The sequence below is a fragment of the Parabacteroides sp. KHUB-03 genome (genome assembly GCF_056640975.1).
This window is the reverse complement of record NZ_CM153257.1, coordinates 2,124,184-2,138,299: the sequence shown is the minus strand read 5'-3', so window position 1 is coordinate 2,138,299 and position 14,116 is coordinate 2,124,184. Positions and strand designations below refer to the sequence as shown.

General features: G+C 37.7%; 13 protein-coding genes. 8 read left to right on the top strand and 5 right to left on the bottom strand.

Annotated elements, in window-relative coordinates:
* Nucleotides 1–3: 3 nt before the first annotated feature.
* The gene (locus ACYIB7_RS09190) at nt 4–1,125 is read right to left on the bottom strand and encodes an efflux RND transporter periplasmic adaptor subunit (RefSeq protein WP_103982091.1); all 1,122 of its coding nucleotides are present in this window, start codon (nt 1,123–1,125) and stop codon (nt 4–6) included.
* A 39-nt stretch (nt 1,126–1,164) separates the two neighbouring features.
* On the bottom strand, nt 1,165–2,577 hold the full coding sequence (locus tag ACYIB7_RS09185; protein ID WP_099465453.1) for an efflux transporter outer membrane subunit: 1,413 nt from the start codon (nt 2,575–2,577) through the stop codon (nt 1,165–1,167).
* A gap of 338 nt (nt 2,578–2,915) precedes the next feature.
* Here ACYIB7_RS09185 and ACYIB7_RS09180 point away from each other — a divergent pair, with 338 nt between their 5' ends.
* Genes ACYIB7_RS09180 through ACYIB7_RS09160 form a run of 5 tightly spaced genes read left to right on the top strand, consistent with a single transcriptional unit; the run spans nt 2,916 to nt 7,859 of the window.
* Nucleotides 2,916–4,295 (top strand): polyamine ABC transporter ATP-binding protein, encoded by a 1,380-nt coding sequence (locus ACYIB7_RS09180; RefSeq protein WP_103982089.1) that lies wholly within the window; start codon nt 2,916–2,918, stop codon nt 4,293–4,295.
* A gap of 42 nt (nt 4,296–4,337) precedes the next feature.
* Nucleotides 4,338–5,108 (top strand): ABC transporter permease, encoded by a 771-nt coding sequence (locus tag ACYIB7_RS09175; protein ID WP_103982088.1) that lies wholly within the window; start codon nt 4,338–4,340, stop codon nt 5,106–5,108.
* On the top strand, nt 5,108–5,896 hold the full coding sequence (locus ACYIB7_RS09170; protein WP_394340836.1) for an ABC transporter permease: 789 nt from the start codon (nt 5,108–5,110) through the stop codon (nt 5,894–5,896). The genes ACYIB7_RS09175 and ACYIB7_RS09170 overlap by 1 nt, the downstream gene beginning before the upstream one ends.
* A gap of 5 nt (nt 5,897–5,901) precedes the next feature.
* Nucleotides 5,902–7,236: an ABC transporter substrate-binding protein gene (locus tag ACYIB7_RS09165; RefSeq protein ID WP_103982086.1), complete on the top strand. Its 1,335-nt coding sequence runs from the start codon at nt 5,902–5,904 to the stop codon at nt 7,234–7,236.
* 8 nt (nt 7,237–7,244) lie between these two features.
* Nucleotides 7,245–7,859, top strand: coding sequence for an HAD family hydrolase (locus ACYIB7_RS09160; RefSeq protein WP_480336837.1), 615 nt, complete (start codon nt 7,245–7,247; stop codon nt 7,857–7,859).
* A 362-nt stretch (nt 7,860–8,221) separates the two neighbouring features.
* Here the strand turns inward: ACYIB7_RS09160 and ACYIB7_RS09155 are convergent, their stop codons facing one another.
* Nucleotides 8,222–8,902 carry a queuosine precursor transporter gene (locus ACYIB7_RS09155; RefSeq protein WP_099465447.1) on the bottom strand — a complete coding sequence of 227 codons (681 nt, stop codon included), beginning with the start codon at nt 8,900–8,902 and terminating at the stop codon, nt 8,222–8,224.
* 500 nt (nt 8,903–9,402) lie between these two features.
* Between ACYIB7_RS09155 and ACYIB7_RS09150 the strand changes: the two genes are divergently transcribed.
* Together ACYIB7_RS09150 and ACYIB7_RS09145 are read left to right on the top strand one after the other, a co-directional pair.
* Nucleotides 9,403–10,644, top strand: a complete 1,242-nt coding sequence (locus ACYIB7_RS09150; protein WP_103982084.1) for a PLP-dependent transferase — start codon at nt 9,403–9,405, stop codon at nt 10,642–10,644.
* Nucleotides 10,641–11,291, top strand: a complete 651-nt coding sequence (locus ACYIB7_RS09145; protein ID WP_103982083.1) for a response regulator transcription factor — start codon at nt 10,641–10,643, stop codon at nt 11,289–11,291. The genes ACYIB7_RS09150 and ACYIB7_RS09145 overlap by 4 nt, the downstream gene beginning before the upstream one ends.
* Here ACYIB7_RS09145 and ACYIB7_RS09140 read toward each other — a convergent pair.
* Nucleotides 11,282–11,719 carry a hypothetical protein gene (locus ACYIB7_RS09140; protein ID WP_103982082.1) on the bottom strand — a complete coding sequence of 146 codons (438 nt, stop codon included), beginning with the start codon at nt 11,717–11,719 and terminating at the stop codon, nt 11,282–11,284. The genes ACYIB7_RS09145 and ACYIB7_RS09140 overlap by 10 nt on opposite strands.
* Before the next feature lie 351 nt (nt 11,720–12,070).
* Complete coding sequence (gene cysK, locus ACYIB7_RS09135) at nt 12,071–13,018, bottom strand: cysteine synthase A (RefSeq protein WP_103982081.1); 948 nt, start codon at nt 13,016–13,018, stop codon at nt 12,071–12,073.
* 429 nt (nt 13,019–13,447) lie between these two features.
* Here cysK and ACYIB7_RS09130 point away from each other — a divergent pair, with 429 nt between their 5' ends.
* Entirely contained in the window at nt 13,448–13,993 is a 546-nt protein-coding gene (locus ACYIB7_RS09130) for an RNA polymerase sigma-70 factor (RefSeq protein ID WP_103982080.1), read from the top strand.
* Nucleotides 13,994–14,116 lie beyond the last annotated feature (123 nt).

Sequence of the window (14,116 nt, the reverse complement as noted above, 5' to 3'; positions counted from 1 at the left end):
CTTTTATTTTATGGGCTTAATAGTCATACCATCTCTTACCTTTAACAAGGCTGTTGTGACATAACGTTCGTTAGGTTGAATGCCACTGATAACCTGCCTTAGAGTGTCGTTTATCAGTTGTCCGGGTTCAATATGACGGTATTTAACTATGTTGGAATCATTAACGATATAAAGGTATTTTCCTAACTGGTCTGTACCTATGGAAGCATCTTGTACTAAAATTGCTTGTTTCTCTTCGGCATAAGGTAATGTGATCGTTACATAAAGTCCGCTTTTTAATAAGCCTTCGGGATTGTCCAGGTTTGCACGGACATTTAATGTACCTGTCGATAAATCTACATTCGGGGATAAATAATCCAGTCTTCCTATATAGCTTTGTTTGCCGTCTTTTCCCAGATGGACTGTGATTTCTTTAGGTAGTTTTACTTTTCCTTCGTCGCTCCGGGCATTTAGCATAAGCATTTTCATAAGTTGATTGTCTTCAATATTGAAGTTGGCATACATAAGGTCGTCTTTATAGATAGTTGCCAATGTTACGGGTTGCAAGGAACCGTTAATGTAATTACCGATATCATATTTTCCCCTTGTTACACTTCCGTTGAATGGTGCACGTATATAGCAATAACTTAAATTTTTTTGCGCCGTATTTAGTTCAGCTTCGGCATTCTTGACCGATGCTTCTGCTTCCGATACGGTTGATTGTGCTTGTAATACTTGAATCTGGCTTACAGCTCCGCTCTTTACGGCTTCTTTCATTCTCTTGTAATTATTTTGAGCATAAGTTAGCTGTGCCTGGGTCGTTTTTAAAGAAGCTTCTGCCTGTTGAACATTGTTTTTGTAAATGTCCGGTTCAATGATATATATTAAATCTCCTTTTTTTACTTTTTGCCCCGGTTTAAGATAAGAGGTTTGTAAATATCCGTTTACACGGGCAACAAGATTGACCATGAGTTCGGATGTTAAATAGCCCGGATAGTCTTTTGTCAGTGTAATGTCCCGTATTTCGGGAGTCGCTACGCTAATGGAAGGAACTGGCATCTCCACAGGGTGACTGTTTTTTCCTTTACAAGCGGCCAGCAATAAAAGGGTTACTATTGTAAAGCTATATTTAATAATCGTATTCATTGTGCTTTATATTTATATTGTCAATAATTAGTTTTCAGTTCAATTATTACTTTCGCTCCATCCTCCGCCTAATGCCTGGTAGAGCTGAATAAGGCTGAGCAGTGAATTTCCTTTTGCCTGTGTGAGGGCATTTTCGTATGAAAGCAGAGAGCGCTGTGCATCAAGTACATTTTGGAAAGGGCTGAGTCCTTGTTTATATAAGTCAAGTGATAGAGTCAATGTCTCTTTCCCTTGGTTTACTACTTCCCGTAAGGCAACAATCTGTTTGATGGAATTCTTGTATGCGCTCATTGCATTATCGACTTCCTGTACGGAAGTTAAAACCGTCTCGTTAAACTGGCGTACGGATTCGTCCAATTGGGCTTTTGCCAGCCGGGTGGCTTGCATCAGCTTTGTTCCCTGGAAAAAATTCCAGGTAAGGGTAGGGGCTATTTCATAAGTCAAGCTATTATGGTTTGCAATTTTGTCGATGTCATGAGATGCAAAGCCCACGGAGCCTTTAACGAATATCTGGGGCCACCAATCCGATTTGGATGCTCCTAACGAAGCCGCGTATGCGTTTACCTGCCGTTCGGCAGAACGAATATCCGGCCTGCGTAATAATAGATTGGCAGGAATGCCGACCCCCACAGGTTCGATATATTCGGGTAATGGTTGTTGGGTTTCTGTTATTTTGCGTACATCCCATGGATAAAGTCCCATTAAAACTCCAAGTGAATTGGTGTATTGAATGATTCCGGCTTCCAGCATCGGGACGGATGATTTTGTGTCGTAATATACGGATAGAGCTTGTGCAACATCGAGTTTTGAAACAAGTCCGGTCTCAAATCTTTTTTCTGTTATTTTCACTACGGCCAGTTGGGATTCACAGTTTTTGTTTACGACTTCCAATTCTTGTTGCAGTTCCCGTAGGTTAATATAAGCGGATGCAACCTGAGCGCAGAGGGAGACCATAACAGCATTGTATTCTTCTTTTGAAGCGGCAAAGTTTTCTTTTTGGGCTTTTACCCTGTTGCGGATACTGCCGAAGACATCAATTTCCCAATTCATATTAAGCGATGCATCCGTATATTGAGTGACGGATTGAGGCAGTTGTGTGGTATTGCCACTGCTTTGTTGTCGCGTCCATCCTGCATTTAAACCTAGTGTTGGTGAGTAACTGCCTTGTTGTATGCGAAGGTTGGCTTTTGCCATGGCAATACGGTCGGCAGCCATTTGAACAGAATAATTCTGTTTTATGGCGACAGCTATCAGGGAATCGAGTAGCGGATCGTTGAAGTTGCTCCACCAATGGTCGTCTACAGGTAATGTTTGTTGGAAATCGTCGCTGTTTTCTTGCCAAGTCTGGGGAAGTGCCCGTTCAAGATACTTCTGTCCGTTCTGGGCGGAAAGTAAAACAGGCGAAAGAAGGCAGAGTACGGCATAACACCATTTGCGTAAATATACGTACATAATATTCTTGTTTAGATTTATTTCATAACATTTAAAAGTAGGAATTGTTCTGTTTTGTTTTCTCCGTTAACATAACTATAACGAACGCATTAAACCTTCAATAAACAGGCAGTGATGGCGGTACGGGCGATTTCGGAAAGGTTCTTTTTGCATATACGGTTCTTACGAACTTCTGCTTGATATGTGGAAGGCAGGAGGATTAAACTAACAAAACTACGTTGGTACAATCTTCAGATAACGGAAGGTGTGTTTGATTATCCTTCAAATTGTGTACCTTTGTCCCGCTTATAATAAATGAACGGTTGATTGTTTAATTTGATAGAATTAAGGATAGATTTATGCAAAAGTCCGACTGCATTATTGGTATCGAACATGTCTATAAATATTTTGGAGATAAGGCTGTACTGAATGATGTAAATTTGTTTGTTCGCAAGGGCGAGTTCGTTACTATATTAGGACCCTCGGGTTGTGGTAAAACTACTCTTTTACGTTTGATTGCCGGGTTTCAGACAGCGTCGGAAGGCGAAATATCCATTGCTGGAAAAGATATTACACAAACACCCCCTCATAAGCGCCCTGTCAATACCGTATTTCAAAAATATGCACTTTTCCCGCATCTTAATGTTTTTAACAACATTGCCTTCGGATTGAAACTTAAAAAAATGCCGTCTGCTACCATAACCAAAAAGGTAAAGCAAGCCTTAAAGATGGTGGGGATGACGGATTATGAATACAGGGATGTAGATTCTCTTTCCGGTGGACAACAGCAACGTGTGGCTATAGCGCGTGCAATTGTGAATGAGCCGGAAGTGCTTTTGCTGGATGAACCATTGGCTGCCTTGGATCTGAAAATGCGCAAGGATATGCAAATGGAGTTGAAGGAGATGCACAAATCTTTAGGTATTACGTTCGTATATGTGACGCATGATCAGGAAGAAGCTTTGACACTCAGTGACACTATTGTTGTCATGAGCGAAGGGAAGATTCAACAGATTGGTACACCGATCGATATATACAATGAACCGATAAATTCGTTTGTTGCAGATTTCATTGGAGAAAGTAATGTGCTAAATGGTTTGATGGTAAAGGACAAACTTGTTACGTTTGCCGGGCGCGAGTTTGAATGTGTTGATGAAGGCTTTGGAGATAATGTTCCTGTCGATGTGGTTATCCGGCCCGAAGATATTTATATTTTTGAACCCTCGGAGGCCGCAATGCTGACAGGTACGGTAACTTCTTCGATCTTCAAAGGTGTTCACTATGAAATGATGGTTCAAACACCGAATGGATATGAATTTATGGTACAGGACTACCATTGTTTCGATACAGGCATGGAAGTAGGGTTGCTGGTGAAGCCATTCGATATTCATGTTATGAAGAAAGAACGCACTTGCAATACATTTGAAGGAAAATTGGTTGATGCTACCCATGTGGAGTTTTTGGGATGTGTGTTTGAATGTAAGGAAGTGAAAGATATCGATCCGGAAACACCGGTTAAGGTTGAGGTGAATTTTGAGCACGTTATTCTGGAGGATAATGAAGAAGACGGAAAGCTGACCGGCGAGGTGAAATTTATCTTATATAAAGGAAACCATTATCATCTGACTGTTTTTACGGATTGGGATGAAAATATTTTTGTAGATACAAATGATGTATGGGACGACGGAGACCGGGTAGGTATTACTATAGCCCCTGAAAATATACGAATCATTCATTGATAAAAAGGAAAGGATGTGATTACTAAATTCTCAGCTTTTTTTATGCGGCGCAGGAATTGGACGATTCCATATGCTGTTTTTCTTGCCATTTTTGTGGTAATGCCGCTGCTCCTGATTCTAATTTATGCGTTTACGAATGCGGATGGTGCTTTCACTTTTGCCAATTTCAGGAAGTTTATGATGCACCCGGAAGCTATAAATACATTCGTTTATTCGATAGGGATTGCTATAATAACAACGTTAATCTGCCTTATTCTGGGATATCCGGCTGCTTATATATTAAGCCAGGCGCGGTTTAATACATCCCGTACTATGGTCATGCTGTTTATCCTTCCTATGTGGGTAAATATACTGATTCGTACATTGGCTACTGTTGCATTGTTCGATTTTCTTGATTTCCCTTTGGGAGAAGGTGCTCTGATATTCGGTATGGTTTATAATTTTCTCCCGTTTATGATTTATCCGATTTATAATACGCTCCAAAAAATGGATTCCAGCTTAGTTGAGGCGGCACAGGATTTAGGGGCAAATCCTCTCCAGGTTTTTATTAAAACAATCTTTCCATTGTCAATGCCCGGAGTAATGAGTGGCGTGGTTATGGTATTTATGCCAACTGTTTCCACTTTTGCTATTGCCGAGTTGCTTACAATGAATAACATCAAACTCTTCGGAACAACAGTACAGGAAAATATTAATAATGGAATGTGGAATTATGGTGCTGCTCTTTCTTTAATTATGTTGATATTGATAGGAGTCACTATTTTATTCAGCAATGATAGCGATGACACATCAAATGAAGGAGGTGTGATATGATGGCGAAATTTATAGCGAAGACTTATTTATGGTTGCTTCTCGTATTGCTTTATGCTCCGATATTGATTATAATGATATTCTCTTTTACGGAAGCCAAAGTATTAGGAAACTGGACAGGTTTTTCTACTAAGTTGTATAGCTCTTTGTTTGCAGGCAATGTGCAACATTCATTAATCGGTGCTTTGTGGACGACATTTGCGATAGCTATGCTGGCGGCCATTATATCGACGTTGTTGGGAAGTGTAGCAGCCATTGGCATTTTCAATCTGCGTTCGCGTACTCGCCAGGTTGTTAGTTTTGTAAATGCAATACCGATGATGAATGCAGATATTATCACAGGTATATCTTTGTTTTTACTGTTTGTGAGTTTCGGGATTTCTCAGGGATTTACAACCGTACTTCTTGCCCATATTACTTTTTGTACCCCTTATGTGGTATTAAGTGTGATGCCCCGTTTAAAGAAAATGAATCCGAATGTGTATGAAGCCGCACTGGATTTGGGGGCAACACCTTTTCAGGCGTTACGCAAAGTTATTTTTCCTGAAATACGGCCGGGTATGATTAGCGGATTTATTTTGGCATTCACTTTATCGATTGATGATTTTGCCGTAACTATTTTTACTATAGGAAATGAAGGATTAGAAACGTTGTCTACCTTTATTTATGCAGATGCCCGTAAAGGAGGGCTGACACCTGAGCTTCGTCCTTTATCAACTATTATCTTCGTTACAGTGTTAGTATTATTGATTATTATAAATAAACGGGCTGAAAAAGCAAAAGCCAGATAAATAAAATGAGTAAAATTTTAAGATTCTTATGCCTGTTAACCTTTTTGATTGGTTTGCTTTCTTCATGTTCCAGAACAAAGGAAGAACGTAATAAAATATTGAAAATATATAATTGGGCAGATTATATAGATGAGGATGTATTGAATAATTTCCCGAAATGGTATAAAGAACAGACGGGTGAAGATATAAAAGTTATCTATCAGGTTTTCGATATTAATGAAATCATGCTTACCAAAATTGAACGTGGACATGAAGACTTTGATTTGGTTTGCCCTTCCGAATATATTATTGAACGGATGTTGAAAAAAGATTTATTGCTCCCGATAGATCGAAACTTTGGTAAGACTCCCGATTATATAAATAACATATCTCCTTATATAAAAGAGCAATTGAATAAACTGAGCCAGCCCGGACGTGTAGCTACAAATTATGTCGTAGCTTATATGTGGGGCACAACCGGATTGCTTTATAATGAAAATTTCATCTCTCGTGAAGAGGTTATGACGTGGGATTGTTTGTGGAATCCTGAATATAAGGGAAAAATCCTGATGAAAGATAGCTATCGGGATGCTTACGGAACAGCCATTATATATGCCCATACCAACAAATTGGCAGAAGGCAAAGTTTCTGTTGAACAGTTGATGAATGACAATTCGCCTGAAGCAATCGCTTTGGCTGAAAAGTATTTGAAATTGATGAAACCGAATATTGCCGGCTGGGAAGCAGATTTTGGAAAAGAAATGATGACTAAGAACAAAGCCTGGATGAATCTTACCTGGAGCGGTGATGCAGTCTGGGCTATGGAAGAAGCGGCTGCTGTTGGTGTGAATCTTGGATATGAAGTTCCGCAGGAGGGAAGTAATATATGGTATGACGGCTGGGTTATTCCGAAATACGCATGTAACGTAAAGGCAGCCAGTTATTTTATTGATTATATTTGTCAACCGGATATTGCTTTGAAAAATATGGATGCAATAGGCTACGTTAGTGCTGTTGCTACCCCCGAAATACTGGAAGCTAAAATTGATACGACAATTACACAATATTCAAATCTGAGCTATTTTTTTGGAGCTGGTGCGGATAGCATACAGATTAATTTAGTCCAATATCCTGATCAAAAAATAGTAGAGCGATGCGCAATGATCCGTGACTTCGGAGATGAAACAGAACTTGTATTGGAAATGTGGAGCCGCGTTAAAGGAGATAATTTGAATACGGGCATTCTCTTGTTGATATTTACGGTATTCGGGCTACTTTTTGTATGGATCGTGATTCGTAAGATACGGAAATATAAGCAGAAACAGCGTCATCGCAGACGTCGTAAACGTTGGTATAAATAAAGAACATTATGGATGGTATTAAAAATATAATCATAGATTTAGGCGGAGTTATTATTAATTTGACGCGCAATCGCTGTATCGAGGCTTTTGAACAACTGGGAGTAAGTAATGTCCGGGAAAATATCGTAAATAATTTTCAGCACAAAGATCTTTTTATGAAACTGGAGTTAGGCTATATTTCTCCGGCTGACTTTAGGGATGGTATTCGTGATTTAGCTAAAAAAAATCTTACAGATCGGCAAATAGATGAAGCCTGGATTGCCATGTTGGGAGATGTGCCCGAATATAAGCTTGATCTGTTATTGAAACTTCGGAAAAAATACAATACGATGTTGCTTAGTAATACCAATGAAATTCATTGGAAATGGATTGCCCAAAAATGGTTTACTTATAAAGGATTACAGGCCGGTGATTTTTTCAATAAGATATATCTTTCCTATGAACTGCACATGCTAAAGCCCAATACTGATATTTTTGAATATGTCCTTAATGATGCCGCTATTCGTTCAGAAGAAACTTTGTTGATTGATGATGCATTACCCAATTGCCGTACAGCTGAAGCGATGCGTATACGGGCATATACAGTACAGCCCCGCGAAGATTGGTCTCATTTGTTTTATTAATAATTAAACTTTTAACTTTTCAATCAGAACTAATACGGTTATCATCTGTTTTATAGACATCAATTTAAAACCGATTGATATTCGTGATATGAAAAAGTTATTAGTTCTGTTATTACTATTGCCTGCTATGTTGGGGAGTTGTTCAAAAAGATGAATTATCTCCTATGCCCTTTATACGGTGTCGACAGGAGCTATTGTTCGGGATAATATTTTATAAAACTTCGGGTAGGTGAGTATAATTAAGGACACGTTTGGCACTTACTGCCGCTATTGGGGGAATATTTGATGAAGAAAGCGGTTCCAATGGGCTTTGAAGTTGCCAATTGGAATGAAAAAACTGAGAACATTGATTTTGAAGGGAATTAAATATCCTTTACCCTCAATATATTGTACGAAGTCCCTACATCGTACACATCATTCCCGTCTACCTTCTTGATGTATTTTACTACTCGGATGGTGACGGGAAGTATTATTACTTCATATAATGATTTTAGTACTGCTTGTGTAGCAATCATTATTAACAGCTCACTTGTAGGAATTAAACCTCCGAAAGCAATAGGAAAGAAAATAAGTGAATCAGCACTTTCGCCGGCTAGTGTGGAAACTATTGCGCGTAGAGAAAAATGCTTCCCTTGTGAAGCAATTTTCATTTTGCTCATTACATAAGCATTTAAAAAGGAACCGATAAGGAAAGCAATCAAACTTGCTATTGCAATGCGAGGTGCCATTCCAAATACAAAATTGAATCCTTCTTCTCCTTCCCAAAAAGGTGCAGCGGGAAGCATTACGGCAAGTTGTGCAAGTCCGATCACCAGAAAATTGGAAGCAAACCCGCTCCAGATAATCAAACGTGCTTTTTTGAATCCCCAAACTTCTGCAATACAATCATTAATAATATAGGATATTGGGAAAACGATTAATCCTGCCGTAGCAGTAATACCTGCTACCTGTACGACTTTTGTTTCTAAAAGGTTGGACGCTACAAGGCAAATATTGAATAAGATACCTAGCAGCATGAATGATATTGTAACTGTTTTTTGCATCTCTCTTGTTTTTAACGAGGTTAATCAAGCACTCGGGATTGCAAAGATAGGCATTTTTTTAGAAATGGTGGGAATATGTAATACCTATTGCATGTTTGTAATTGTTTAATTTATAATCGCTTCCGGTAGAGAAACGTATTCGATCAGTATTCATTCGACCGTTATAACCGGTATTGTTAAATATTTCTGCGTATGCAAATGGAGAAAAGTTGTTTTTGAAATAGGCAGATAAATAATAATAGAAAGATGTTTTTATGTAAAAATCGTGTCATGAAGCAGCGTTTGTCATTTCTCTGATTAGTTGGCCCGCAAATATAATGAATATCAAATGGAATCATGATAGGCTAATCAGAATAAATTCAAAATATATGTGTTTATTAAAATGTAAAATTAAAATATTGGTTTGATTAAGATTAAAATGATGGTTATTTATTTTTCTGTAATGTAAATGATTGATATTTTTGCAGAAACAAGAGTAAAAAAGCGATAAAATTAGATTCATGGAAGATTTTAGCTTTGAAGCACGAGTGCTTCATACTCCATATCAGAAACCTGATATCTATGGAGCATTGTCAATGCCGGTTTATAATACGGCAGCTTATGAATTTGAGACGGCGGAAGCAATGGAAGCTGCTTTCTGTGGACATACGACAGACCACGCTTATTCCCGAATAACAAATCCTACGGTCCAATACTTTGAAGATCGCGTACGTGCAATTACTAATGCAGTGAGTGTTACAGCTTTGAATTCAGGAATGGCGGCAATTACAAATACTCTGATAGCGCTTACTCATGCAGGAGGAAATATTGTAACTTCTCCTCATTTGTTTGGCAATACGTTTTCATTGATGAAAAACACATTGGCTGCGTTTGGTGTAGAAACGCGGTTTTGTGATCTGACGAATGAAGAAGAGGTTCGTGATAATGTTGATTTGAATACCTGTGCAATCTTTCTTGAAGTAATTACCAATCCTCAATTGGAAGTGGCCGATCTCCGGATGCTTTCTTTTATAGGTAAAGAATTTAGAATACCTCTGATTGCTGATACTACAGTTGTCCCATTTTCTGTATTTCATGCTTCAGATTTTGGTGTGGACATAGAAATAATATCTAGTACAAAATATATTTCAGGCGGGGCAACTAGTATTGGAGGATTGATTATTGATTATGGAACTGCAGACTGGAGCCATTCCATACCGTTGAAACATTGGTATGAACAGTTTGGAAGCAATGCTTTTACAGCACGTATGCGTAAAGAAATTCATCGGAATCTGGGTGCATATATGACTCCTCAGGTAGCTTACATGCAGACTTTGGGGCTCGAAACGATGCAGGTTCGTTTTAACCATCAGGCTTCAACTTGCCTGGAACTGGCAAAATGCCTTCAGAAGTTGGCAGGGATAGAATCTGTAAATTATACAGGACTGGAAAATAATCCGTTTTACACTATAAGTACAACGCAGTTCGGTATTTATCCGGGAGCGATGTTAACGTTTGATTTGGCTTCTCGTGAAGTATGTTTTGCTTTTATGAATAAGCTTAAATTAATACGTCGTGCAACTAATTTGTTTGATAATAAAACACTGGCAATTCATCCGGCAAGTACTATATACGGGGGATTTACCGAAGAGCAACGGAAAGCGATGGATATAAGTCAGCAAACCATACGTTTGTCGGTTGGCTTGGAATCGATAGACGATTTGTATAATGATATCAGGCAAGCTCTGGATTCTGTTAAATGAAAACAATAATTTTAGCGGATAATCAAGATATTACCCGTGCCGGTATTTTATATATATGTGAGAGGATACCTGGCATAGATTCCATATTGGAAGCGGAAGACAATAAGCAACTATTGCGTTTGCTGTCTATATATCCGGATGCCGTTATTGTTTTGGATTATACCTTGTTTGATTTGGCAGGTGTGGATGAACTTATTATTTTACAGACCCGTTTTAATCATTCCCACTGGTTGTTATTTAGTGATGAATTGAGTGAAGAATTTATTCGTAAGATCCTTTTTAGTACTGAAACCGCCAGCATAGTAATGAAGGATGCTGCGTTAGACGAGATTCAAAAAGCTATTCATTCAGCATTAACTTCTCAGCGTTTTATAAGCGATCGTATTTCTGGTTCGTCAGTAAGCAAGCTCCCCGCTAAAGAGTTGGGAGAACGTCCAATTTTAACTGTAACAGAAAAAGAAATACTGAAATTAATAGCATCAGGTAAAACGACAAAAGAGATTGCTGCAGAACGTTTTTCCAGTGTTCATACTGTAACTACTCACCGTAAAAATATTTTCCGGAAACTCGAAATCAATAACGTTCATGAAGCAACTAAATATGCTTTGCGTGCCGGAATAATAGATTCTGCCGAATATTATATTTGATTAGATTTCTTCTTTGCTCTATATCCTTGTATGATAAATAATATTCCTGTAATGATTAATGCGGAAGATAGTCCTGTATAAAATACGGAAATAAAAGAATTGGGAAGAAGTTGTAATTTCCGGATTGTTATACCGAAAGTAATCATAAATGCCATGATTATCCATCCTTTGATATCAAAGAAGGAAAAGGGACAATTCTTCTTTTCTTTTTTCAATGCTATGCGGTCACGGTGTTTATAAAATAGTTTTTTGAATACAAGATAGAAAAATAGCAAAAACACAATAATAGCTTCACATACTTTAAATAACGGGTTTTGTGCATCATCTATCCAGGTCAAAATACCAATTCGTAAAATATTTGTCCCTGCAATGATCCATACAAATCCTGCTATAAATAATAAAGTCCGTTTATGTACACCGTATTTCATTTACCGTTTGTTTCCTGCAAATATAAAAATTAGTATGAAACTACTTCTCCTTTTTCATTCATAAAAACTCTGGTTTTTTGCCCTTCTTGTGTTGTGGTATATGTAGAAAATCATCCTACTTTCTCAAGCCGGATGATTCCTATAGAATGATAATAAAAGGTTTGCCTTTTGATTTACTATAAATATAATTGCAAAATTGATGCCATGCCTTTCTGGATTTGATTAAAAATATAATATCCTGTCTATTAAGTAGGTATGAGGGTTGTTGTCTGTGTGAAGTATAAGTTTGTGGTGTAGAAGTTGTGGAAAGGTGTGTAATATTTCCACAACTTCTGCAATGTGCTATTATTTTTATAAAGGATATTCGTCAAAAGCGTATAGCACTGTAGACAAATACCTTTCTCCCGTATCAGGTAATAACGTTACAATTGTTTTTCCCGAATTTTCGGGAAGCTGGGCTAACTGTAATGCGGCATATACCGCAGCTCCGGATGAAATACCTACTAATAGTCCTTCTTGTTGAGATAATTCTCTACTTGTACGAATAGCATCATTGTTGTCAACTTGTATGATTTGATCTACAACGTCCGGATTATAAATCTTAGGTATAAAACCGGCGCCTATACCTTGTATCTTATGAGGTCCGGGTTTTCCACCGGAAAGAACAGGAGAGTCGCTAGGTTCTACTGCTACGATACGAATGTTTGGATTATGCTTTTTTAGTCCTGTTCCGACTCCACTGATTGTTCCTCCTGTGCCTACTCCTGCAACAAAAATATCAACTTTGCCGTCTGTATCGCGCCAGATTTCTTCTGCGGTAGTCTGTGTATGCTTCGCCGGATTTGCCGGATTTTCAAACTGCTGTAAAATAATAGAGTCCGGATTTTCTTTATGTAGTTCTTCCGCTTTGGCAATAGCTCCTTTCATGCCTTCAGAACCTGGTGTTAAAACCAGGTTTGCCCCAAGAGCTTTTAAAAGATTACGTCGTTCAAGGCTCATGGTTTCAGGCATTGTCAGGATTAGTTTATATCCTTTTGAGGCAGATACAAATGCTAATCCAACTCCCGTGTTTCCACTTGTTGGCTCTATTATTGTGGCTCCGGGCTTTAGGAGTCCTTTCGTTTCTGCGTCTTCAATCATAGCTAATGCTACACGGTCTTTTACGCTACCGGCTGGGTTGAAATATTCCAGTTTTCCAATCAATTTTGCTTTTGCTCCTTTTTTTGCATTGAAACTTGATAACTCCAGGAGAGGAGTGTTGCCGATTAAATCTGTCAGCTGTTTTGCTATTTTTGCCATATTCTGAAAAATTAGTTGTTCATATTTTTATATAACAAAGGTAGATATGTCTTTTCATATAGTAAATACCATAAACAGGGTATATTGCCGGAAAATAAAAAATAATTTATCCCGATGATTTTTGAAAAACGTCCCGATGATTTTACAAAATCATCAAGGGGATTTGTTAAGGGAATAAAGATCGAATTTAGTATAAATATATTGTCATTTTTTATTAAACGACAAAAAATGCTATCTTTGACGAAAATTAATTAACGCGAATGCCATTAATGGCATATATGTTTGTATCGTTACGATACAAACAATGTGTCTATATATGTATTTGTGAATGGAATGAACAAATGGGCACGACCGTATTTGGGAAATGTTTTTTATTTGTTTCCGATTATTTGATATTGAAGTTGCCAACAACTAAATTGTAATAGCAGAATGGATGAAAAAGAACTCATATTGCTAGTCAGACAAGGTAATCAAAGTGCATTCACTACCTTATATAAAAATTATTGGCGTCAGGTTTATAATTTTTGCCGTTTATATCTGATCGATAAAAATGCAATAGAGGAAGTTGTTCAGGAAGTATTTGTCAAGGTCTGGGAGTCTCGAGATTTTATCCGTGAAGATGATAATTTCAAAGGGCTTCTTTTTATAATTACCAGAAATCTTGTGTTCAATCAGCATCGTAAAAATGTAAATGAAGACTTCTATAAAATGACGATTCTTGCTGCAATGGAAGACTCATATAATATGGAAGAGGAGATAGATGCTCGAAATCTGTCCGAATATATAGATCAACTGATAGCCGAATTACCTCCGCGTCGAAAAGAAATATTTAATCTTAGCCGGAAAGAACATTTGAGTTATAAAGAAATAGCCCAACAGCTCAATTTGTCTGAAAAGACAGTGGAACATCAAATAAGCGAAGCACTGAAATATCTGAAACAAAATGTATATATGTTATCTCTTTTTCTTTTTTGATCCATTCGGGGGGAAATTATTATTTCATTCGGAAGAAAGTAAAATTTCATTCGGATGATTTTTTTTTATCTATGGATGGGGGTAGTATTAGTTTGGTGTGTATTTATATATAGATTGACTAAA

Coding starts and splice junctions, on each gene's coding strand:
- ACYIB7_RS09190 (WP_103982091.1), bottom strand. CDS start 1,125: ATGAATACGATTATTAAATATAGCTTTACAATAGTAACCCTTTTATTG.
- ACYIB7_RS09185 (WP_099465453.1), bottom strand. CDS start 2,577: ATGTACGTATATTTACGCAAATGGTGTTATGCCGTACTCTGCCTTCTT.
- ACYIB7_RS09180 (WP_103982089.1), top strand. CDS start 2,916: ATGCAAAAGTCCGACTGCATTATTGGTATCGAACATGTCTATAAATAT.
- ACYIB7_RS09175 (WP_103982088.1), top strand. CDS start 4,338: ATGCGGCGCAGGAATTGGACGATTCCATATGCTGTTTTTCTTGCCATT.
- ACYIB7_RS09170 (WP_394340836.1), top strand. CDS start 5,108: ATGGCGAAATTTATAGCGAAGACTTATTTATGGTTGCTTCTCGTATTG.
- ACYIB7_RS09165 (WP_103982086.1), top strand. CDS start 5,902: ATGAGTAAAATTTTAAGATTCTTATGCCTGTTAACCTTTTTGATTGGT.
- ACYIB7_RS09160 (WP_480336837.1), top strand. CDS start 7,245: ATGGATGGTATTAAAAATATAATCATAGATTTAGGCGGAGTTATTATT.
- ACYIB7_RS09155 (WP_099465447.1), bottom strand. CDS start 8,902: ATGCAAAAAACAGTTACAATATCATTCATGCTGCTAGGTATCTTATTC.
- ACYIB7_RS09150 (WP_103982084.1), top strand. CDS start 9,403: ATGGAAGATTTTAGCTTTGAAGCACGAGTGCTTCATACTCCATATCAG.
- ACYIB7_RS09145 (WP_103982083.1), top strand. CDS start 10,641: ATGAAAACAATAATTTTAGCGGATAATCAAGATATTACCCGTGCCGGT.
- ACYIB7_RS09140 (WP_103982082.1), bottom strand. CDS start 11,719: ATGAAATACGGTGTACATAAACGGACTTTATTATTTATAGCAGGATTT.
- cysK (WP_103982081.1), bottom strand. CDS start 13,018: ATGGCAAAAATAGCAAAACAGCTGACAGATTTAATCGGCAACACTCCT.
- ACYIB7_RS09130 (WP_103982080.1), top strand. CDS start 13,448: ATGGATGAAAAAGAACTCATATTGCTAGTCAGACAAGGTAATCAAAGT.